22 protein-coding genes are annotated in these 21,518 nt (G+C 58.4%); 8 read left to right on the top strand and 14 right to left on the bottom strand.

Annotated features, from left to right (window positions below; translation table 11 throughout):
- Positions 1-476: 476 nt before the first annotated feature.
- Together C437_RS07390 and C437_RS07385 are read right to left on the bottom strand one after the other, a co-directional pair.
- A complete protein-coding gene (locus tag C437_RS07390; protein ID WP_049919665.1) occupies positions 477-773 on the bottom strand; it encodes a translation initiation factor eIF-1A in 297 nt (98 codons plus the stop codon).
- Between the two features lie 141 nt (positions 774-914).
- A complete protein-coding gene (locus C437_RS07385; RefSeq protein WP_004516302.1) occupies positions 915-1,151 on the bottom strand; it encodes a UPF0058 family protein in 237 nt (78 codons plus the stop codon).
- 162 nt (positions 1,152-1,313) lie between these two features.
- Between C437_RS07385 and C437_RS07380 the strand changes: the two genes are divergently transcribed.
- A complete protein-coding gene (locus C437_RS07380; protein ID WP_004516301.1) occupies positions 1,314-1,577 on the top strand; it encodes a hypothetical protein in 264 nt (87 codons plus the stop codon).
- Between the two features lie 65 nt (positions 1,578-1,642).
- Here C437_RS07380 and C437_RS07375 read toward each other — a convergent pair whose 3' ends face one another.
- From C437_RS07375 to C437_RS07335, 9 genes are all read right to left on the bottom strand, one after another.
- Entirely contained in the window at positions 1,643-2,398 is a 756-nt protein-coding gene (locus C437_RS07375; RefSeq protein ID WP_004516300.1) for a DUF7289 family protein, read from the bottom strand.
- A complete protein-coding gene (locus tag C437_RS07370) occupies positions 2,395-2,859 on the bottom strand; it encodes a DUF7266 family protein (RefSeq protein ID WP_004516299.1) in 465 nt (154 codons plus the stop codon). Before C437_RS07370 ends, C437_RS07375 begins: the two co-directional genes overlap by 4 nt.
- Positions 2,856-3,746: a hypothetical protein gene (locus tag C437_RS07365; RefSeq protein ID WP_004516298.1), complete on the bottom strand. Its 891-nt coding sequence runs from the start codon at positions 3,744-3,746 to the stop codon at positions 2,856-2,858. Before C437_RS07365 ends, C437_RS07370 begins: the two co-directional genes overlap by 4 nt.
- Complete coding sequence (locus C437_RS07360) at positions 3,740-4,312, bottom strand: DUF7288 family protein (protein ID WP_004516297.1); 573 nt, start codon at positions 4,310-4,312, stop codon at positions 3,740-3,742. The genes C437_RS07365 and C437_RS07360 overlap by 7 nt, the downstream gene beginning before the upstream one ends.
- Positions 4,313-4,314: 2 nt before the next feature.
- Positions 4,315-4,815 carry a DUF7287 family protein gene (locus C437_RS07355; protein WP_004516296.1) on the bottom strand — a complete coding sequence of 167 codons (501 nt, stop codon included), beginning with the start codon at positions 4,813-4,815 and terminating at the stop codon, positions 4,315-4,317.
- 57 nt (positions 4,816-4,872) lie between these two features.
- Entirely contained in the window at positions 4,873-6,909 is a 2,037-nt protein-coding gene (locus tag C437_RS07350) for a type II secretion system F family protein (protein WP_004516295.1), read from the bottom strand.
- A complete protein-coding gene (locus C437_RS07345) occupies positions 6,906-9,398 on the bottom strand; it encodes a type II/IV secretion system ATPase subunit (RefSeq protein WP_004516294.1) in 2,493 nt (830 codons plus the stop codon). The genes C437_RS07350 and C437_RS07345 overlap by 4 nt, the downstream gene beginning before the upstream one ends.
- Positions 9,399-9,535: 137 nt before the next feature.
- Positions 9,536-10,681 (bottom strand): pyridoxal phosphate-dependent aminotransferase, encoded by a 1,146-nt coding sequence (locus tag C437_RS07340; protein ID WP_004516293.1) that lies wholly within the window; start codon positions 10,679-10,681, stop codon positions 9,536-9,538.
- Positions 10,678-11,172, bottom strand: coding sequence for an Lrp/AsnC family transcriptional regulator (locus C437_RS07335; RefSeq protein WP_004516292.1), 495 nt, complete (start codon positions 11,170-11,172; stop codon positions 10,678-10,680). The genes C437_RS07340 and C437_RS07335 overlap by 4 nt, the downstream gene beginning before the upstream one ends.
- A 117-nt stretch (positions 11,173-11,289) precedes the next feature.
- On the opposite strand from C437_RS07335, the gene C437_RS07330 reads away from it, so the two are divergent.
- A complete protein-coding gene (locus C437_RS07330; protein WP_004516291.1) occupies positions 11,290-11,622 on the top strand; it encodes a hypothetical protein in 333 nt (110 codons plus the stop codon).
- A gap of 73 nt (positions 11,623-11,695) precedes the next feature.
- Entirely contained in the window at positions 11,696-12,286 is a 591-nt protein-coding gene (locus C437_RS07325) for a thioredoxin family protein (protein WP_004516290.1), read from the top strand.
- A 129-nt stretch (positions 12,287-12,415) separates the two neighbouring features.
- On the opposite strand, the gene C437_RS20550 is transcribed toward C437_RS07325, so the two are convergent.
- Positions 12,416-12,574 carry a hypothetical protein gene (locus C437_RS20550; RefSeq protein WP_004516289.1) on the bottom strand — a complete coding sequence of 53 codons (159 nt, stop codon included), beginning with the start codon at positions 12,572-12,574 and terminating at the stop codon, positions 12,416-12,418.
- Between the two features lie 190 nt (positions 12,575-12,764).
- On the opposite strand from C437_RS20550, the gene C437_RS07320 reads away from it, so the two are divergent.
- From C437_RS07320 to C437_RS07305, 4 genes are all read left to right on the top strand, one after another.
- A complete protein-coding gene (locus C437_RS07320) occupies positions 12,765-13,802 on the top strand; it encodes a DUF7504 family protein (RefSeq protein ID WP_049919664.1) in 1,038 nt (345 codons plus the stop codon).
- Positions 13,803-13,852: 50 nt separating this feature from the next.
- Entirely contained in the window at positions 13,853-14,521 is a 669-nt protein-coding gene (locus C437_RS07315; RefSeq protein ID WP_004516287.1) for an O-methyltransferase, read from the top strand.
- Positions 14,522-14,622: 101 nt separating this feature from the next.
- Positions 14,623-15,225, top strand: coding sequence for a chemotaxis protein CheC (locus C437_RS07310; RefSeq protein ID WP_049919663.1), 603 nt, complete (start codon positions 14,623-14,625; stop codon positions 15,223-15,225).
- Between the two features lie 102 nt (positions 15,226-15,327).
- Positions 15,328-16,980 (top strand): long-chain fatty acid--CoA ligase, encoded by a 1,653-nt coding sequence (locus tag C437_RS07305; RefSeq protein ID WP_004516285.1) that lies wholly within the window; start codon positions 15,328-15,330, stop codon positions 16,978-16,980.
- A 15-nt stretch (positions 16,981-16,995) separates the two neighbouring features.
- Here C437_RS07305 and C437_RS07300 read toward each other — a convergent pair whose 3' ends face one another.
- Positions 16,996-17,769, bottom strand: coding sequence for a DUF6517 family protein (locus C437_RS07300; RefSeq protein ID WP_004516284.1), 774 nt, complete (start codon positions 17,767-17,769; stop codon positions 16,996-16,998).
- A gap of 126 nt (positions 17,770-17,895) precedes the next feature.
- Between C437_RS07300 and C437_RS07295 the strand changes: the two genes are divergently transcribed.
- Positions 17,896-19,050: an acyl-CoA dehydrogenase family protein gene (locus C437_RS07295; protein ID WP_004516283.1), complete on the top strand. Its 1,155-nt coding sequence runs from the start codon at positions 17,896-17,898 to the stop codon at positions 19,048-19,050.
- 836 nt (positions 19,051-19,886) lie between these two features.
- Here C437_RS07295 and C437_RS07290 read toward each other — a convergent pair.
- Complete coding sequence (locus C437_RS07290; RefSeq protein WP_004516282.1) at positions 19,887-21,215, bottom strand: Cdc6/Cdc18 family protein; 1,329 nt, start codon at positions 21,213-21,215, stop codon at positions 19,887-19,889.
- Positions 21,216-21,518 lie beyond the last annotated feature (303 nt).

Here is a 21,518-nt window from a genome sequence, read left to right as displayed (position 1 = left end):
GATGTGGATGTCGCCGACCCCAGAAGGGGAAGACGAGATCCGTTCGTAGCTCGGGCCGACCCAGGTGGCCGGCCGAGCGTGTCGACCCGAGCTCGCTGCCCGGTGCGACCTTCGCATTAGTTCAGAAGACGGGGGAACATATAAATGAATCGTCTCAGACCCGCCCTGTGCAGAACACACACGACGCATACGTAACGTGATGCTGTGACATGCATAACCGCAAGACAGCGCTTGGATGTCTATGAACCAAGGTGTCTTTGTATTCGGAGGATGACATAGCCACAAGTGGCCGAGAGTCAGCAATCCATTATATATCAATTGGGAGAAGTACAGACCTGACGGTAGACAGCCGTAGTGTACCAGACGCTATGACGAAACGAGCGTCGGGACATCAAGGGGGTAGCGGTCAGAACAGGGTCGCGATAGAGAACTATCTCACCGTCGTCGTGAACCAGGACGCGGGTACAGTGGTAAAATTAGGCGGTCAGCGAGTCAATGTGGCCTTCCGAACGGAGCTGGTCGGCGTCTTGTCCCTTGTAGCGCCATTCGATGTTGGCCTTCTCGTCTTGCCAGTCCCACGGTTCGGCGAGAACGATGTCGTCCTCGTTAATCCAGGTCCGGAACTTCATCCGGCCTGGAATCCGGCCAAGTCGGGTTTCGCCGTCCTCACAGCGAATGCGGACGTGATTTCCGCCAAGGTGCTCTGTTACCACTGCAAACATCTCGTCACTTGTAGGCATGCGGAGATTCCGCCGCCCTGAATCGTCGCTCACAATATGAATACGGTCGCTTCCCGTATAAGTCGTTTGAGAGGCGAGATAGCGTGTACCATGCGGCCGTGGCGAGACAGGAGTGACCCAGTAGCTATCGGAAACAGTGAAACGATGAGAACGGACTGACGACAGGACGTCGCTTCAGTCGGCAGTCAGCGCCTGCGGCTCGTCGGCTTCCTCGGCCATCGCGTCCGTTAGCCCGGAAGCGAGCGCAAACACCGCTTCCTTGTGGTCTGTCTTCGATTTGTGAATCGACGTCGGTTTGACACCGAGGTCAGCGTACAGATCGTGCTCGACGCTTGTGTCCGCCTCGTGCTCGTAGTGGTGTTGTACCTGCGCGAGAAGACTGTGAAGGTGAATGAGTTCTTGCTTCTTCATTAGTGTCCAATCTTATGACGTGGAGGGTAATAGTACTACCTTGCCAATGACCCACATATGGCGAGTATTCGGATACAATCCTCATCAGTCACAGGTGCAAGTATAGAAGCCTCTACCGGTGGAATACCGCCTATATCTTCTCATTTTGTCCACTAACATCAAATGAAACGGCGTGACCTTTTTGACATATATTCAGCACTACTGTTCGAAGCGATTAACGAACTACTGACCTGCGAAGCGCTCTCAATCATGAAAGACCACGAAGATATATTAGATATCGAACACTTCATGACTGCTGAGCACGTACATATGATCGTAATGAACTGGAAGCACCCACGAGACAAGACTGCGGCTATGGCGAAACAAGAAGAAGCAAACAGCGGGACGGAGTGGTCATTCATCGCAGCGCTGATGGCTGCTGCATAACGGCTTTTTCACCGTTCAGGCTCGAATTCTGTAGCGACAGGTCTATCCACCGGAGATAGAGCCCATCAGGTGACAGTACGGACATCGACCGTCGTATTGTGGACAACAGCGCGACGGATGCCAGTACACTGGTACGTATGCGGTTCCGAGTGGTCCGACCAGTGCGATAGTTCATCCTCGAAGAGTCGGTGCCATGCGTCTGGGTACGCAGTTTTCGAGACGTTGATCGAGACGGTTGTCGCGGACGGTGACTTGCCTGCCTGTGGCGAAATGAGTGTCTTGTTCTGGAGAGCGGTCTCGATTGTGACGCGGTTCGACGATGAGAAATCCGTCTGTCCGTCGAGCGAAAGGGCAGAGATGTATACACTGTCACTTTCAGGGCTACACCGGAAGCGGGGTTTCCGTGAAACAACCAGTCCCTCCTCCTGAACCCGGTACACTGCACCGGCGGTGTAGACGATATCAGTCCCCGAATCGGTTTCCCGAATGAACGCTCCGGTGGAAATATTCGTTGACTGTCCGTCGACGGTTATGTTCAGCGTTGACGGCCGGATGGAGAGTCCGTGGCCCTGTAGTTTCATACTCGTGGTTCGTCGTGGGGCTTCGCCCTGGATGTGGTCGTCCGTGGTCTCCGCGAACCCAATCATCGACGTTTCGGCGACGTCGGTTGTCGCTCCCTCTTGGATGGCGTCAAACGCCCCCAGCCCACCGAGTGTCACCAGCGCAATCCCGGTGATGATGATACTGAACGTGAGCGTAAACGCGAGCAAGTCGGACACACCGCGGTCGTGACCGCTTTGGCTTGACGGTGGGGAAATCATCCGCGCGTCACCTCCATACAGTCGGCTGTCGAATTATACGAGACCGCCAGTGGCCCGCTGGAGACGACAGATGGGCAGACGTTAGTTTCATTCTTGAATCGGACAACAGCGTACCGGTCCAACCCTGATGCGTTCACATACACGCGCGTGCGTGACGCGTCTGGGGTGACTTCAACATTGTACGACTGGTCAGCAATCCGTTCGGGATATGTCGCGCGGAACGATACCGTCGAATTGAGGCTTTCAGTGTTGAACGCATCCAGACGAATCAGGTCGCGCGCGATACCATCACCGACGTTCTCCAGAGCTTCCTCCGTCACGCGCTCACGCTGTGAGTCGACCATCTGGCTCCCACCGATAAGGAGGCCAGTCACCAGGAGGGACGTGATGCCGATAGTGAGCGCCTGCGTGACTGCCGGCGAGACGCCGCGGCTGTCGGACAGAAAACAGTCGAGGCTCATTCGTCGTCCACCTCCACGAGAACTGTTCGATTGTAGCTCGTGGATGGGGTGTCATATGTGGTGTCAACGGCAGGGACGACCGGATAGTTGACACGAGCAACCGGAGAGGCATAATTCGACGACGGGAACGTCCCAACCGCCGCAAACCAGTATTGCCCTTCGGCTTTATTTCCGTTCTTTATTTCCACGGAGTACGGTGGACCAAGGCTGTGGTAGCTATCGAAGGAGCTGGTGTTGCTTCCCACTGTACATGACCCAGCAACCAAGTCGACGTTGACATCGCCGTTGCCATGACACTGCGTCTTTCCGTCGACTGTGACGTTGTTCCCGCTACCAACGGTACTCGGCTCAATTGACAGTGTTAGATCCGTAGAGCCGTTTCGAATGATGAGAGTGAAAGTATTCATCGAACCGCCAACGACGTCGGCAGTGAGATTGAACACCGCAATACGAGAAACGTCATTGGCAACTAACCAGTCGTTCTGCGGGCCACCCGATGGGTTCGGTCGCTGGAATTTGGAGGACGTGCCCGTTTGGTTCACCTCGGTACCGAGCGACGCAGACTCGTTCAGCGTCGCGTTGAGATAGGTCCCTTCACGCGTCCCGACGACACGGTTGTGCGTCCGCGTATAGTTCTCCAGCGCGTGTTCATATCGCTCTTCGAATCCGTCGATATCGTCGCCGCGCGTTTCAGCTGCGAGCCGCCCGAGGTCGCGTTCGACGGAGGCTTCGCGGTCAGCCGACCGCTCAATAGTATCTGCACTCCCTGTGGTCGTGATGCCGTCAGTGACAGCGAGACTGTGGGCAAACAGTATCGTACTGAACACGACGATAGCGATGGCGACGCCACCGATCAACAGCAGTTGTCCGCGCTCGTTGGCTACCATACGACCAGACGCACCTCCACAACGTTGTAGACGATAGAGTCCGGTTCCGCGTCGGGAGCGAAATACCCGTCAACGGCAGAGAGAGACGGGCCGGTGCCGCTACAGTCACCGATTCGGGCGGGCATATCGTCGGTCAGTGTTACCGTTTCAGTCGCGACAGCCGCATCAGCCGGCCTCTCAGCGACGTTCTCACCTGATTCCTGTGAGACAAGCGTTGTCTGCCGTGCACTCGAATCCGAGTCCCAGTAATTGAAGTAGAGATTGTACTGGTCGCCCTGCCGGTCAAAGGTCCGATTCAACATCAGCTCAAACTCGGTAGAGCTGCCGGTCTGATTACCGTTGAGGGTCGGTGTTCCGACGCTGAAACACGCCGTCGCGTTGTGCAGCGCTCCAGTTTCTGCCGCCAGCGATAGGGTGTCACTCGCGCGTGTTTCCAGTGCCGCTGTCCGCTGCTGAGTGCCGGTCTGGAACGGGCCCGTGTCGACTGCTGACAGACCGTAGACGGTCGCCGTCACAACGACGATTGCCGCGAGGACACCTTCCAGCGTGTAGGCTTGGCCGCGCATGGTTACCACACCCTCACGACGAGCCAGCAGACCGGGTCGCACTGGTCTGTGTTTGTCAACTTCACGACGCGCGACGCCGTCGCGACGTTCGTTCGGCCCTCCACCGACGGTCCCCAGGCGAGTGGGTCGCCGTCGACTGCGTGGTCACGCGTTCCGTTCGCGAGCGTCGACGCGTTCACCACCGTTATGTTAATTGACGCGTTTGTCCGACGTTCCGTTGCGACATTGAGCCCAGCATTTGATTTCACATTGTCGACGTCGAGGTTCGTTTTAATCCCGTCGCTCGTTTTGTAGTCGATATGATTCCGCGTCCCGTTGACAGAATAGTTCTCGACCAGATACGTCGCCGCCCTGTCCGCAATTGGTTGGTTGCGCTGTACGTCTGGAGATTCGTACACGCCGACCGCACTACCCTGTACGAATGCCAATACCCCGATTATCGTCACGAGCAGGACGCTCACCCCCACGGCGAAGTCCTGCGGTGTTTGTGCTCTTGTATCCATGTCCCACACACCCTATTTTCCGTTTGATACGAACGCCGCCGAACCGCGGGGAGACTGTTATCCCACGGCGATCCACACCACCAGTGCAATCGTCGACAGGACGACTGCGAACTTCACGCCGGCAACAAGCTTCACTTCCCGAATGTAGCCGGCGATAAACGACGACAGCAACGCCTGCAGCGTCACCGCGTGGAAGAACAGCATCGACAGCAGTTCGGTGTCGACGCTGCCACCGAAGCCGCCACCCGGCGCGCTCGAACTGCTCGCCCCGGAGGCCTGCGTCGCCAGGCCCGACATCACATCGAGGAACTGCGTCTTCAGCAACGCCATCACGCCCAGCAACGTCAGATACGTCATCAGAATGATGACCGTCTGCATCCGCGTCCGAGATTTACGCTCGCGCTCGATGTCGTCCTGATTCTCCGAGGCCTGAGCGGCCGTCGAGAGCACGTCCTGAATCTGGCTAGAGGCCTCCTGTGCCTCCGCGATGAGCTTGACCGTCCGCGCCAGTCGTGGGACGTTGTACTTGTTGTTGAATTCCCGGAGCGCATCTTTCAGGCTCGTCCCGTAGTTGACCTTTGCGTGGATGGTCTCGAACTCCTCGGAGAGCTTCCCGGAGGACGTTTCGGAGACTACTTTGACCGACTCCAAAAGCGTCATCCCGGTATCGTTGGCCGACGCGAGCTTCCGGAGGTTCTCCGAGAGTTTCCCGATAATCGCCTTCCGCGAGCGCTGGTTCCACTCGTAGAAGATCATCAGCGGGATGAAGTTGATGTACATCGGGACGTACACCCAGAAGAACGTCGAGCGCACCGGGACGGCGATCATCCCGTCTAGCGATAGTGGGGCCCAGCCGATGACGATAGCCGCGATGATGGCGAGAATTGACAGCGGGACCGTCAGCCACAGCACCAACAGCGGATGGTCACGGAAGAACATATCGGGCCGTGTGAGGATGGCGAGGAGTTCGTGGGTCCCTTCCCGGCTCTTGATTCGGTCGAAGACGCTGTAGGTCCCTGTGTAGCTCTCGATGAGCCCGAGGTTGAACACGCCGACACCCTCGTCGACGACGAGTTCCTTCTCGCCGGGGCTCGAACGCAGATAGCCGTCCCCGATGGAGTCCTGCGTGACCGTCGAAACGAGGACGAGAAAGCCCAGGCCGGTCAGGGGAATTAGCCCGTAGACAGTGCCGTAGATGAGCGATTTCTGGGCGTTACCCATCATCGACATGATGACCAGAATGATGATGAGAAGCAGCGGGAACAGCGAGAGCGTCATGTACATCTCGCCGAACAGCTCCAGCGTTTCCAGCATCTTCTCCTGTTCCTGCCGGGCAGTTCGCATGTGTTTTTCCTTCTGGTCTTCGAGGAATGAGGTCATGTCGCCGCCGGAGTTGATGATCGAAAGCATATCCGTCAGGAACTGCGACAGTTCGTCCGACGGGGTCTGGAGCGCCTGGTTCCGAACAGCAGTCCGGTAGTCAGTATCGAAATACTCCGTCTCCAGCACGATAGACTGGAACTCCTTTGCGACCTCACCGTACGTGTCTTCGGCTTTCCCCATCGACTGCAGAATTTCGAGTTGGTTGAGCCCGCCAACTGACAGCGCATACATGAACGAGATCGAGTCGGACAATAGGACGTTGATTTCGCGCTCGCGCGCGCTTGCACGGAAATACGGTATCGAGACCAGCGAGCCAAAGCCGATACCGAACCCGATGGCACCGAAGACAAACCCGGTCACGATGACGAGGAAGGGGAGTTTCAGTACGTCGAGAATCGCTGAGACGCTCTCTGACACTGGAATCCCGATAAGTGTCGGCGCTCCCCCACCGGTAAACAGCAACTGGACCAGCAGATACCCGAGGAACGTCCCGACGAGCCACAGTGCGAGACCCGCGATGACACCGACTGCAAGTGCGCGTGCAAGAAACATCTCAACGTTGTCGGCCATCCGGGCCTCCGCGAGTTTGTTCTCGACGCTGTTGACGAAGTCACCCTCGTCGTCGAACACCATCTGATAGGCCGGATAGAACGTGTCACCGAGCGCACCGCCGCTGCCGACCTGTTGCTGACCCGGTGTGTCGAGGCTCATTCGCTATCTGCCTCCGCTCCGGCCTTCGGAACGAACTGACCGAAGTCGATGCTGTCTTCATCATCGCTCTCCTCCGAGTCGTCCATCAGCGCCGAGACGATATCCGGCGTTTCGCGGCTCTTGTAGGTGTTGAACAGTGGTTGGGCGTTGTCAAGCACCTGTTTCGTCTCCTCGACCATCTCCGGCGGTGCGTCGGGCCGGGGCACCATCTCCTCTTTCTCCGGGTCGATGTCGATTTTGACCGACTCCATCTCCCGGAGGTCCTCGAGCGACAGTTCGAGCTGGTCGTTGGCGATGAGCGTGAGGATGGTGTCGGGGTCGTTAATGAACGCCTGAATGGTCGCCGCGACCTGCGTGTAGGTGTTCAACCCCTTCTCGATGAGGTACGCGAGGACGACCTTGCGCTTGAACAGTTCCTCGTCGAGCTTGTCCTGGGTCCACCCGCGGTCAAACTTGATCTCTTCGAGCGTGTTCGAGTTCCCCATCTGGATGTACTCGTCCGTCTCGGCGCGCCACTCGTACACGTCCCGGACGTTGATCTCGTCGTTCTCCGCAGAGTACTCGTTGATCTCGGTCAGAGACTTGTTCCGGCGGACCTTGTTGCCGTCGACGCGCGTCTGGGTCTGAATCGAGACCAGATCGAGCGCGGTAAACAGCGTCTTCGAGACGTTAATCGGTTCGGTGGTGAACCGCTTGATGACCTCGCCGACGGAGTCGGCGTGGAACGTCGTGTAGGTAGTGTGACCGGTCGACATGACCTGGAACAGCGTTCGGCCCTCCTCACCACGAATCTCACCCATGACGATGTAGTCCGGACGCTGACGCAGTGCAGCCTCTAGCAGGTCGAACTCGTCGACGTCGCCCTTGTCGTCCTCACCGAAGGAGGGGCGCGTAACGCTTGCCACCCAGTTCCGCTGTGGGAGTTCGACCTCACGCGTGTCCTCGATAGAGACAATCTTGGAGTTCGACGGGATGAACAGCGAGACGGCGTTCAGGCTCGTCGTCTTTCCGGATGCGGTACCACCGGCGAAGATGAGGCTCTTGTTGTTCTCGATACAGAGCCAGAGGAACGCCATCTCGTCCAAGGAGAAGGTGTTCCAGTTGATCAGGTCGACTGGGGTGAAAGGGACGTCCTTGAACTGCCGGATAGTGTAGTTTGTCCCGTGGTCGGACACCTCACGGCCGAGGGTCAACTGGGCACGCGACCCGTCCGGCAGCGTTGCATCGACCTGTGGCTGGCGCTTCGAGATACCCTTTCCGGAGCGCTGTGCGAGCTTTACGACGAAGTCGTCGAGTTCTCCCTTGCCGTGTTCGACGTTCGAGATGATCTGCTCGTAGTCGGTGTGATAGACGAACACCCGGGAGTTGTACCCGTCACAGGAGATGTCCTCCACGTTGATGTCGTGTTTGACACCGTCGATGCGGGCGTAGCCGACGAAATCCCGCTTGAGCATGTACAGCAGCTTCTCGACCTGATACTCGTTTAGCTTCGGGTCGTCGTCTTCGAGGATAGCTGGTTCTGGACGTGTCGAAATACCGGTTAGTTGCCCCGTGGTTTCGCTTTGTGTTTCCTCGTCCAGTCCGAACAGCTCCTTGACCTGTCCAAGAACGCTCTCTTCGCCGCTCCCGGAGACTGAGCCGTCGTAGAGGTCGTACCGCGAGAGGAGTTGTTCGGCCTCTCGCTGGATGACTTGTGCCCGGTCGGCGTCGGTCCCCTGGACAATCACGTCGTCTTCAGAATACTTGATCGCGGTCTTGAGCTTGCCCGAGAGAAACTCTCGAAGGTCGATTTCGATATCGGTGAGATACGGCTCGATGACGTAGTACTTCTTCTCGTTTTCTTTCCGTGAGTGGAAGATGACGACGCAGGCGTAGGGCTTGTTGACCCAGTATCGTTCCAGTTCCTTGAAGTGAGATTTCTTCGACTGGGGAACAGATTTCTCGAGGTCGTAGCGGTTGACCACGGTCGTGTGGCCGTCTCGTGTCGAGAAGAACTCGTCTTCGTCCAGTTCCGGATTCACGTCGACGGTGTTTTCGTCGACGTACTCATGCAGTTCACTGGCGATATCTTCGGCAGCGGATAGCTCGTTTTCCGTGCGTTCGGAGTCGAAGTTCAGATACTCGCTTTCATCAAACGGAATGACTTCGCCGTCACTGTCACGGGGGAGACTGCCGTCCTCGTAATAGTACTCCTGTTTGAAATGCTCCCACGTGTAGATGTCTTTCGCAACTGGCGTCGTAGTTGGGTCGAGGTACTCTTCGAATGGCGCTTGTAGTGTTTTCCCGGCACTCGCTGCGTCTTCGAGTCGCTGACTGAGTTCTCTTGGCTCGAAGCCGAGATAGACGCTCCGGTCGAAGCGGCCGCCGTCGTGCACCTCCCGTCGGAGATCATCCCACGTGTATTCGCCGACCCGTACAGGCTCGTCAGTCAGGGTCCCCCCACTGTTGACCTGCTCTGACTCACCTCCCCCAGTGTCATCGATAGCCATTGTTATTCATCTCCCGTTAGGCAGGAAAAAACTTTACCCCCAGAAAATGTAGCTGAAAAAGAGTTTCCGGCTGTTTGTATCACGGTCTCCTCACGGTAGTAAGTGGACCGTACTGAATGTTTCGCCGGTCTTAATTGTCAGTCAAGGAACGACTCGATCCGGGCCATCGCTTCCTTGAGGTCGTCGAGACCGGTCGCGTACGACACCCGCAAGTGACCCGATCCGCCCTCCCCGAAGGCGGTTCCGGGCACGACCGCGACCCGCTCCTCCTGTAGCAGACTCTCGGCGAACTCACTGGCATCGTCCCAGGGACATTCCGGGAACGCGTAGAACGCCCCGGCCGCCGGGAAGCAGTCAAGTCCCATCTCTTCGAAGCGTGTAAGCACGTACTTTCGTCGGCGGTCGTACTGCGCGGCCATCTCCGTGACCTCGTCACGACAGTTGTCGAGTGCCTCCATAGCGGCATGTTGGGCCGTCGTCGGGGCCGAAAGCATCGAATACTGATGGATTCGGTTCATCGCCTGGATAGCCTCTGGCGGGGCCATCGCGTAGCCCAGTCTGAACCCTGTCATCGCGAACGCCTTCGAGAAGCCGTTGAACACGACGGTCCGCTCACGCATCCCGGGAAGGGTGGCGATAGACGTGTGCTCGTGTTCGTACGTGAGGTCTGCGTAGATCTCGTCGGCGAAGACGAGGAGGTCGTTTTCGCGGCAAAAGGCCGCGACAGACGCCATCTCTTCGGCCGTCATCGTCGCTCCGGTAGGGTTGTTCGGATAGCAGTACACGAGGGCGTCGGCGTCGGCCGCACCGGACGATTCCAGTACCTCCCGGGTGAGTTTGAACTCGTCTTCCGCGCGTGTCGGTACGTCGATCACGTCGATGCCGGCGAACGTCGCGCCGGGGACGTAGGAGACGTAGCAGGGCTGGGCTATTGCGATGGAGTCACCAGGGTTCAGCAGCGCTCGAAAGGCGAGGTCTAAGCCCTCACTCGCGCCCGCAGTGACGAGGATTTCCTCATCGGGGTCGTACTGCAGGTTGTGCGTCGCCGCCTCGTAGTCCGCGATGCGTTCCCGGAGCTCCCGCTTGCCGCGATTGGCGGTGTAGGAGGTCTGGCCGCGTTCGAGGGACGCGATAGCGGCTTCACGGGCCGCCCATGGGGCAGAGAAGTCCGGTTCGCCGACTCCGAGCGAGATGATGTCGTCCATCTCCTCGGCCAGTTCGAAGAACCGACGGATGCCCGAGGGCGGCACGCTGTCGACCCTGTCCGCTGGCTCGAACGTCATGGTGAGACGGACAGTCGGTCATCGTCGTCGTGGTCGTCGAACTCCATCCCCTGTTCCTTGTACGACTCCATGATATAGTGGGTAACCGTCTGCGTGATTTCGGGAATCGGCGCGATTTTGTCGCTGATGAAATGTGACACTTCACGCATCGAGTCGCCCTCGACCTCTAGGTCGAAGTCGTAGTCGCCGCTGACGAGGCGCAGCGACGTCACTTCCGGGAACTTCGCAATCCGGTCGGAGATGTCGTCGTAGCTGGTTTCACGGTCTAGCGTAACGTTGAGTTCGACGGTGGCGCGGACGCGCTCCTCGTCGCTCTCGACCGCGTTCCAGTCGACGACTGCTTGATAGCCGCGAATGATGCCTGCCTCCTCGAATTCGTCGATGATTTCGGCTACCTCGCTCTCGGAGTAATCGGTCAACCGAGCGATGTCCTCGGTCGTATGGCGAGCGTTCTCCCGTAGCAGGTCGAGTATCTCGCGGCGACTGCTCATACAGTGCCAGCAGAGTGACGCAGACAAAAGCCTTGCTCAATAGTGAGAGAGGGTCACATCATTCGGGCCAGAACACACCAGACAGTTTTAATATCTCTGCCGGTTAGGTGTCGATTAATGTTCGAAGAGGGTGGCCAGCGGGCTGATTCTAACACGGGATGGGCACACATCGCGAACCACGACAAGGCGGCAACAGTTATCGACACGATACTCCGCCTCAATGCGGAGGAGACGTACACGAAAACCGCCCTGAGTGAAGCGGCCGGCGTGCCGCTGAAGACGCTATATCTTGATGGGACGCTCGAAGAGCTAGTGACGGTCGGGCTGCTGGAAAAGCACGAAGCAGAGGGAGAGGAAACGCTGTTCTCCGTCGACGACGGAAGCGAGGCATTCGAGGCAGCGAAAGCCTTCGATACTGCGGCAGCGACGTCCAGTGAAGTGAACAACTGAGTCAAAAGCGGCTGGCACGGAGGTCAGCCGAGCGTCCGTGGACTTTTAGCGGCGACAGCCGTAATGAGATGCGATGGTGTCACTCGATTCGGAGTCCGATGTGCTCGGGCGTGGGGACGAAGCACCGACGTTCGAACTGCCGGGAGCAGACGGGGAGACGTACCCACTCTCAGATTTTGCGGACAAGGACGCACTACTGGTCGTATTTACGTGCAACCACTGTCCGTACGCCAAAGCAAAGATTGAGGAACTAAACCGTCTCGCAACGGACTACGACGACCTCGCTGTCGTCGGAATCAATGCTAACGACCCCGAGGAGTACCCGGACGACTCGTTCGAGCGGATGCAGGAACTCGTCGAACGCGGAGAGATACAGTACGACGCGTATCTGTTCGACGAGACACAGAATGTCGCGGCCGCGTACGGCGCTCGCTGTACCCCCGATCCGTTCTTGTTCCGGAACGACGATGGGACGTTCAAACTGGCGTACCACGGCCGCCTCGACGACGCACCGAACCCAGACGACGAACCGAGCGAGCGAGAGATGGCCGCACACGTCGAAACGTTGCTCGATGGCGACCAGATCACAGCAGTCGAGAAACCGTCCAGAGGCTGCTCGATAAAGTGGAAGCCCGGAAACGAACCGGCATACTGGGACGTCTGAGTGGGGCGTACAGGGTGAACAGCGCTCTCCAAGCGCAAAGTAACTCGTGACTGTGTAACCGTGATGTAGATGGCAGCTATCTGGGGGTAACAGGACCCGCCCCCGAAATCCGGGCTGTGAAGACCAGTGTCAGATCTCGTCTAGCGATTCGAATCCACTCCAGCACTCGCAGTCGAGGTCGTCGATTGACGTGACTTCGTCCGGGAGCGAACTTATCGGCATTCCGTCGTCGAACTCGTCGCACTCTTCGATGTGGATAGAAAAGTCGCCACTAGCCATAATGGGCATGGCCGGTAATAGGTCGTAGCACTGCAAAAATCCTCGGTATCAAGACGCACTGTCACACACTACGAACTGGGTCCGTAGCGGGAACCGACACATATGTTGTCCGTATTCGAGTTTTGTTAGTTGTTACCACATGTTTTGGTAACGTTTATTTGTTGATGCCTTTATGGTTCCTGATACGATACAATACGCAATGAACTCCGGGAGTGGGACAGTGGACCAGCCTCTGAAAGGAGCGTCGTCCGTATTGGTGCTGGCACGCGATTCGAGCGACGCTGAACGAGAGAGCTGTGCGGGCTTCCTGTCTGAGCAGGGGGTCAGTGAGTCGAAAGCGATCTGTATCACAGTGTCTGAGTCCCCCGATTCTCGCCTCTCGCTGTGGCAGCAGCATCTTGACGACGAGATGCCCGAAGAGGCGATCATCGTTGATGCTGGCAGCGAGTTACCGGCTAACTCACAAGCGGCGGCCTCTGGCGCATTTCCCTCATTGACGCTCGATACCCTTCCTGCGGCAGTGGCGCCGATAGACATCGGTGCGACCGTCTCCCGCTATCTCGGTCGACTGGAACAGGCGGATGCACCGTTACTACTCTGCCTCCATTCGCTAACTGGACTGCTCGAGTCCTGGGAGCGTGACCGCGTCATCGCGCTGGCAACTGCGTTGAACCGCCAATGTGCCGAGATGGGCGTCTCGAGCCACCACCACATGGACCCGGAAGCACATACCGAAGAGACAGTCGAGATGTTTCGACCGCTGTATGATGTCGTGTACGAGTATCTTCCGGACCACGGCTGGACCGTCACAGCGTCGAAAGACGCAGGTGAGACGCCGACGTTCCGGAACACAGTCACCCCACCCGGCGGCGTCAAGAAGGGTGACCCGGAAGAGCCAGAAACGATTCCGATTCCCTACTCCTTCGATAAGGTTCTGGAACTGATCTCCGCCCCGCGGCGACGCAGTCTCCTGTATCATCTAAAAGACCGGTCTGAAACCGAGATCCCACTTGACGACCTCGTCGACCGTGTCTACGAACGCGAGAAGGCCATCCCGGCCAGAGCGACACCCAAGTCACGCGACGAAGTGGGCGTGTCGCTGGCACACAATCACTTGCCGCGACTGGACGACCTCGGGATTCTCTCGTACGAGACAGCGGCTAACACCGTCGAGTACCATCCCAACCCCGCACTGGAGTCAGTCATTCAGTACATCGAACGCCTCGAACTCGGTTAGTTCCGGTGCCGACCCACTCATTTATGTCATCGCTCCCGGCATAGCCTGGCATGGATGAAATCCCGCTCCCGGAGGTCACAGAGCAGTTCGCCCGTACACTGGCGCCACCCAGCGATGCAATTATCGAGGAGATGGACGCCAAAGCCGACCGGGAAGGGTTCCCGACAGTCGGCCCCGCAGTCGGTGGCTGGCTTCGCCTCGTCGCCAGAATGGTCGACGCCGACCGCGTCTTCGAGTTCGGCTCCGGCTTCGGCTACTCGGCGTACTGGATGGCTCCCGCCGTCCCCGAAGACGGGCAGATCGTCTTAACGGAAGTCGACGCCAACGAACTGGCGGAAGCCCGCGAGTTCCTCGACCGCGGCGGGTTCACCGACCGGGCCGCCTTCGAGCACGGGGACGCAATCGAAATTGTCGAGCGGTACGACGGCGCGTTCGACGTGGTGCTCATCGACAACGAGAAACACCGCTACGCGGAGGCATTCGAGGCTGTCCGGGAGAAAGTGCCGGTCGGCGGGGCGGTCGTCGCAGACAACATGATCGAGGCCGGACCACTGGACTTCGAGGCGGTACAGGCGCTGCTGGACGGCGAGGACATCGATGCCAACGAGACAAGTCGTGGTATCGCTGCGTATCTCGAATGCGTCGGCAACGACTCGGCGTTCGAGACAGGGCTGCTGCCGCTCGGTGAGGGTGTCGCTGTAAGCGTCCGCGTGGAGTGAGCGACGCGGAATCAACGCGCCCCGATTCTCGCCGACGAAAATGCGGGTGCATAGCTTATGTATGAGGCCGCACAACTCAGCGGCAACGCTGGTCCTAACGAATGAGTCTGATGATAGATATTCGGAAGCTCGGGTTGTTCAATCGGATGGCTAAAGAGGGCGGCAACACCGTTGCAAACCACCTCAGCCAGATGACAGGGATGGAGACGGAAATGGAGATCACGAAGATCAACTTCATCGACATCCCGGATATCAAGACCCACGTCGGCGACGAGAAGCAGATCGGTATCAGTATCGAAATGGTCGAAAAGCCCCACGGGCATATCCTGTTCCTGTTCAACGCCGCCAGTGCAAAGGACCTCGCGACCGGGATGATCGGTGATATGGGCGAGACAGACCCCAACGCAAGCGGTTTCACCGACATGGAGCGGTCGGCGATTCAGGAGATCGGCAACATCATGACCAGCGGCTTCATCGACGGCTGGGCGAACGTTCTGGATACCACCATCGACATCTCCACGCCGAACTTCACGTTCGGCCCGGGGAGTGGAATGGTGGACCAGCTCGTCGGCGGCCGGGACAACGAGATGGCACTGATGTTCGACTCCCGCGTCCACGCGCTGGAGTCCGACATCAACGTGAAGGTGTACACGTTTCCGGAACTCGAGGAACTGGTCGACCTGATGCAGGAAATCGAAGTGTAAGCAGGTCGTAATAACGGGGACGGCGGGCGCTGCCGATGAACTTCTTTTCCCTCATGAAAGATTTAGCAGTGTTTCTTGTACCGTGAGCCCCTGCGTCATGATATGCCAGGAGGAAGCCCACAAACTCTCCGACCGTTCCTGTGGCGTGCAGAAACACTGTATCCGGACACAGAAGTCGTCTCTCGCACCCACGAGGGCATCGTCCGTCACGACTACGCCGAATACGCAGAGCGGACAGCGCAGTTAGCGAACGCAATCGAGGAAGCCGGCTATGGCGACGGCGAACGACTCGGGACGTTCTGCTGGAACCACAGCCGTCACTTCGAGACGTACTTCGGGGTACCGGGAACCGGTGCGCAGCTACACACCATCAACCCGCTCCTGCCCGACAAGCACATCCAGTATATCGTCAGCGACGCACAGGACGAACTCATTTTCGTCGACGAATCGCTCCTGCCGAAACTCGAGGGTGCCGCCGCCGATGATCCCGAGTCTTTCGAGACAGTTGAGCAGTTCGTCGTGATGAGCGAGACCGTCCCGGACACGGATCTCGATGCCGTTGCCTACGAGTCGTTCATCGCCGACCAGCCGACGGAGTACGACTGGCCTGAACTGGAGGGGGACCGCCCCGCGGGCCTCTGTTACACATCGGGCACGACTGGGCGACCGAAAGGCGTCGAGTACACACAGCAGATGCTGTGGAGCCACACGATGGGCATTCAGTCGCCACAGGGCATCCCAGTCGACGACGACGACGTTGTAATGCCCGTTGTCCCGATGTTCCACGTCAACGCATGGGGGCTCCCGTTTTCGACAACTGCAGGCGGGGCCAAACACGTCTACCCCGGCCCACAGCCCGAGCCCGCAGACCTCGCGAAGCTCATCGAGGAAGAGAACGTCACCGTTACGGCTGGCGTTCCGACCGTCTGGCTGGGGCTGATGGAGTACATCAAAGAGAACGACGTCGACCTCTCCTCGCTTGAGCGCCTCATCGTCGGCGGAAGCGCCGCGCCGGAAGCGATGATTCGGTTCTTCGACGACCACGACGTGGAGCTCGTCCACGCCTGGGGGATGACCGAGACGGCCCCGGTGGGTGCGGTAGCGTCCCTGCGAAGTGACCTAGAGGACGCTGACTACCAGACGCAACTGGACAAGCGCTCGAAACAGGGGCTCATCACGCCCGGGCTGGAGTTCCGTGTCATCGACGACGACGGCAACGAGGTCCCGCACAACGGCGAGGACTTCGGCGAACTCCACATCCGCGGGCCGTGGGTGACGACGGAGTACTTCAAGCGGCCGGAAGCGAACGAACAGGAGTTCGAGGACGGCTATCTGAAGACCGGCGACGTGGTGTCCGTCGACGAGGACGGCTACATCAAGATTGTCGACCGGGCGAAAGACGTCATCAAGAGCGGCGGGGAGTGGATTTCTTCGCTCGAACTGGAGAACGAACTGATAGCCCACGACGGCGTGAACGAGGCAGCAGTCATCGGTGTTCCACACGAGCGCTGGCAGGAGCGTCCCCTCGCGATGATCGTTCCGGCAGCCGACGCCGACGAGGAGGCACTCGGTGATGAACTCCGTGAGCACATCCTCGATTCGTACCCCAAGTGGTGGGTCCCGGACAACTTCATCACTATCGACGAAGTACCGAAAACGGCGACTGGGAAGTTCGATAAGAAGTCGCTCCGTGACGAGTACGCCGACGAATCACTCGTCGAGGGCCGCGTCCCCGACGATGCTGCCCCTGAGTAAGGGCGTACGGAACGGTTACTGAACGCCAGCGACGAGATTCCGAACTTCGGTCCGGTACGTGTCTGGCTGGAGCCCGAGGTCGACATCAACCGAGACTGTGATACCGTCGCTCAGGTCAGTTTCGACGGCCTGCTCGAAGTTTTGCGCCGGGTACGCGCCCCCGGAGATGATGACAAAATCGCCATGATGCCAGACGGCGAACATCGCCGAGATGTCGATGTCGCTGGCCGGTATTTCGACACCCTCACCCTCTGTCACCGCGAAGGATATGCCCTCGAAAGGGTACACGGCGGACAGTTCGACCGTCTCGGCCGTCTCGCCGGTGTCGATGTCGATGGTTCCCTCTCCGGTCTTCTCGATATCGGTTAGCCCCTGCGCTTCCATCTGTTGTTCGAAGGTGTCGCGAGCGTTCGTTCTGACCTCCGAAAGCAGTTCCTCGCGGCCCACGCCGGCCGGGAGGTTGTCCAGATTGGGGCTGAAATCCACCCGCGTGGCGAAAAACACCGAGAGCGCAGTCTGAACCTGGTCGAGGGTTCGGCTGGCGACGCGCTCCTGTAGCTGTTCGTCGGCGTACTGGACGGTGCTGGAGACGGCCTCGACCGAAACTGGGCCGTAGCTTCGGTCGAACACCGTTTCTGCGGACTGGTCCGTTCGCGTCCAGCCACCATCGGTCAGTTGCTGTTTCGGAACGTCCGGCGGCGGTGCCTCGGCTGCGGCCAGAAACGAACAGCCCGCAAGGCCGGCGGTTCCGAGGGTCGCTCCGGCAAGCAGATAGTCTCGACGGTTCATGTCCGAGGGAGGCCACAGCCATGCAAAAGCGTGCTGGCCGATTATCAGCAGTTTCCGGGAAACAACTACGCCGGTGTTTGGCAGAGTTCCACGGAGTATATGAGTACACAAACCATGATATTCTCCATGGATCTACTATCCGAGAAACTCGTTCCGGAACACGCACACGAGGTCAAGGAGGAGGCTCGGGAGTTCGCGACGGAGCACATCGAACCAGTCGCGGGTGAGTACTACGCGTCTGGCGAGTACCCCTGGGAAGTGCTCGAAGCGGCCACGGAGGCCGGGATTGTTGCACAGGACATCGGTGAGGAGTGGGGCGGGAGCGGCTACGACCTCCAGCAGATGCTTGCGATGGCGGAGGAGCTGTACAAAGCCGACGCAGGAATCGCGCTGACGATCCAGCTCGCCAGCTTCGGGGCAGAGATCGTCGAGGACCACGGCGCAGACTGGCAGAAAGAGGAATTCCTCCAGCCCGTCGCCGCCGGCGACCAGCTTACCGGCCTCGCCGTCTCCGAGCCGGAGACGGGGAGCGACCTCGCTGGAATGACGACGGCCGCGGAGAAAGACGGCGACGAGTGGGTCATCAACGGCGAAAAGTACTGGATCGGCAACGGCGTCGAGGCCGACTGGGTGACGCTGTACGCAAAGACCGGCGACGACCCGAACGACCGCTACGGGAACTACTCGATGTTTATTGTCCCGACAGACGCCGACGGCTACCACGCCGAGCACATCCCCGAGAAGATGGGCTTTCGGGCGTCCAAGCAGGCCCACATCGTGCTTGACGACTGCCGGATTCCCGAAGAGAACCTCATCGGCGTCGAGGGGGCCGGCTTCTATATGCTCGCCGAATTCTTCAATCACGGTCGCGTCGTCGTCGGCGGGCACGGCATCGGCCTCGCCGCTGCAGCCATCGAAGAAGCCTGGGAGTTCGTCCACGACCGCGAGGCCTTCGGCAAGACCGTCGATGAGTTCCAGGCGGTCCAGCACAAACTGGCCGACATGCAACTCGGACTCCAGTCCGCCCGGACGCTCACCTGGCACGCAGCCGAACGCGTCGCCAATCAGGAGAGCTCCGGCTACTGGGCCGCGCTGGCAAAGACCAAGGCGACCGAGGCTGCAATGGACTGTGCGGAGAAGGGGATGCAGCTCCACGGTGGGCGCTCGGTGCTGACGGAAAACCGCATCTCTCGTGTGTACCGCGACGTTCGGATTCCGGTCATCTACGAAGGCGCCAACGACATCCAGCGGAACCTCATCTACAACCAAGCCCCGATGTAACCGGTCGGTATCAGTCGACCAGCGTCGGTTGCTTGATTGCGTCACAGACGGCGTCTTTCTCGCGAGAACACCACCCTTCGAGTGTTCTCTGTGTAACTTGGCTGGCCAGCTATCGCTACGACGACGGTCCTATTAGCCAATCTGTACGGCCCGAGGCACCCACCAGACGGGTCGTTGTAGTATTAGAGGCAGTCAGTTCGAGTGACACCGAGTCGGTACACCACCCTACAAGTGTTCTGACAGCATCGGACAGCCGATCCGACACCACCATACAAGTGTTCTATCACCACCCTGCGAGTGTTTCCAGTTCGACTACAACCGGACCAGAACAGTGAACACGTGTTCACACACCACCCTGCAAGTGTTCGCACGGCGGACCTACGAGTGTCTGAAGTTCATGTAGACACCACGCTGCAAGTGTTTTGTGCGTTGTTCAGAGCCACGATGGGTCCGTCCACACCACCGTGCAAGTGTTTCACGTACTGAGCCAGGAAGATCAAGAGTACATCGGAACACCACCCTGCAAGTGTTCCAAAAGGACCGTTTTAGACGGGTTTCCCGTCGAATCGAGGTTCACACCACCCTGCAAGTGTTTTCGAAACAGAATAGCGTGGAGCTGTGGTAGAGACAGGTGGACACACCGGTCTGCAAGTGTTCTACACACTGTAGCGCGGGAACAGATGCCATATATCCGCCTTTCCGTACTTGTAGTTCATTGTCGGTTACGGGTACACACACCACCGTGCAACTGTTCTGGACGCCACAACAGGAAGACTGTCGCTGAACACACACACACACCACCGTGCAAGTGTTCTGCCGTATGAACCGGTGGGGGGCTACGTGAACTGCCAGAGGTTCTGTTGTTCGTCGTCGGTAGTGTCCGGTGCCTCGAACTCGGTCGCCTCGTCCTCCAGATAGTGTTCGAGTATCCCGTTGACATTACTCGGTACGGCATCGCTGTAGGATGACTGAAGCGCGGCGTTGATGATATCGGTCGGGTCGTCAGTGACTTCGTAAATATACTTGCGTCCGCCCTTGCGACCGAGATTGCGTTCGGCAGAACGGACTAGCCCCTGCATCGAGAGCTGGTCGAGGAACTCGTAGATTTTCCGCTCGGATTTCACGCGGCGACCGCTCGATTCCGCAATCGAAGAGTAGAGATTGTAGATCCGTTTCGTCGACGCCTCGTGTTTCGGCTCGATGAGTGCAAGCGTCGTCGCGAGATACGTCAGCGCTTGCTGTGAACTCAGGTCGTGCTCGAAGTAATCCAGCAGTTCATCAGTCTCTATGGTGTCTGTCGCCCGTCGTGTGTGCGCTTCCGTCACACCGTCTGCACCTTCCATCCGCGCGTATTCCCCGGCCTTTTCGAGGATACGGAGCCCCTGGCGAACGTCACCGCGTTCCTGCGCTGAGAAGGCCGCAGCCAGCGGGACGACATCTTCGCCGAGCACGTCCTCCCGGAACGCAATGTCGGCGTAGTAGCCCAGAATGTCTCGAAGCTCCGTCGCGTCGTAGGGGCCGAATTTGATCTCCCGTTCCCCTAGTGTCGATTTTACCTTGGGTTCCAGCACGTCGACGAACTTGAGGTCGTTCGAGATACCGATGAGCCCGACCTTCGCGTCGGTGATTGGCGTGTTCTCGTTCGCTTCAGCCCGCGGCAGTTCATACAGGAAGTCGTTCCGCGCGTCCGCTGGAATGTTGTCGATCTCGTCAAGAATGATGAGCACGTTTCCGCCGACAGCTTCGATCTCCTCGTAGAGGAACTCGAAGACGCTGTCAGTGCTGTAACCGCTCTCCGGGAGTTGGTTCTCCGGGTCCCGGAACTCGTTGACGAGCGTGTTGACCAGCGCGTACGCTGACCGGTAGTTCCGACAGTTTATTGGCCCGACAACGGTGAGCGGGATATCCTCGGCCTCGGCTTTCTCTTCGAGTTTGTCTCGTACCCACTTCGTGACGGCAGTCTTCCCGACGCCAGTTGGGCCGTAGACGAAGACGTTGTTGGGGTCGTGGCCGACGATGACATCCTGCAGCGCGTTGATGTAGAACTCGATTTCCTCGTCGCGGTGAAAAATCGTATCCGGCGTGAACGTGTCTTTTTTCAGTGGTTGCTTTCGTTCGAAGATCGCATCAGTCCCATCGAACGGGTTCTCGTTCACGTCGACCATCGTGTCCCACCTTTTGAGTGACTCTATATAAAACCAGTGACCACCGTTCAAGTGTTTCAAGTGTTTCTGCGTCGAACAGTCACACACCACCCTGCAAGTGTTTTTTCGATTCCCCCGGAAAACAGCCAGAAGCAGTCTGCTGTGTCGATTCTCAATCTAGAACACTTGAGTCCTGCGATTTTATCTTTCCCTGTACTAGCCTACAACTGGACCTAGTAATGTATGTTTATATTTTATGGTGGAAGCAAAAATAACCGAATAGTTTAGAGATGGTGCTGATCACTCAACAGATGTTAGAACCGC

The organism is Haloarcula vallismortis ATCC 29715 (assembly GCF_000337775.1).
GTDB classification, from domain to species: Archaea; Halobacteriota; Halobacteria; order Halobacteriales; family Haloarculaceae; genus Haloarcula; species Haloarcula vallismortis.
Note: the sequence above shows the minus strand (reverse complement) of the source record. Positions and strands in the feature narration are given on the sequence as shown.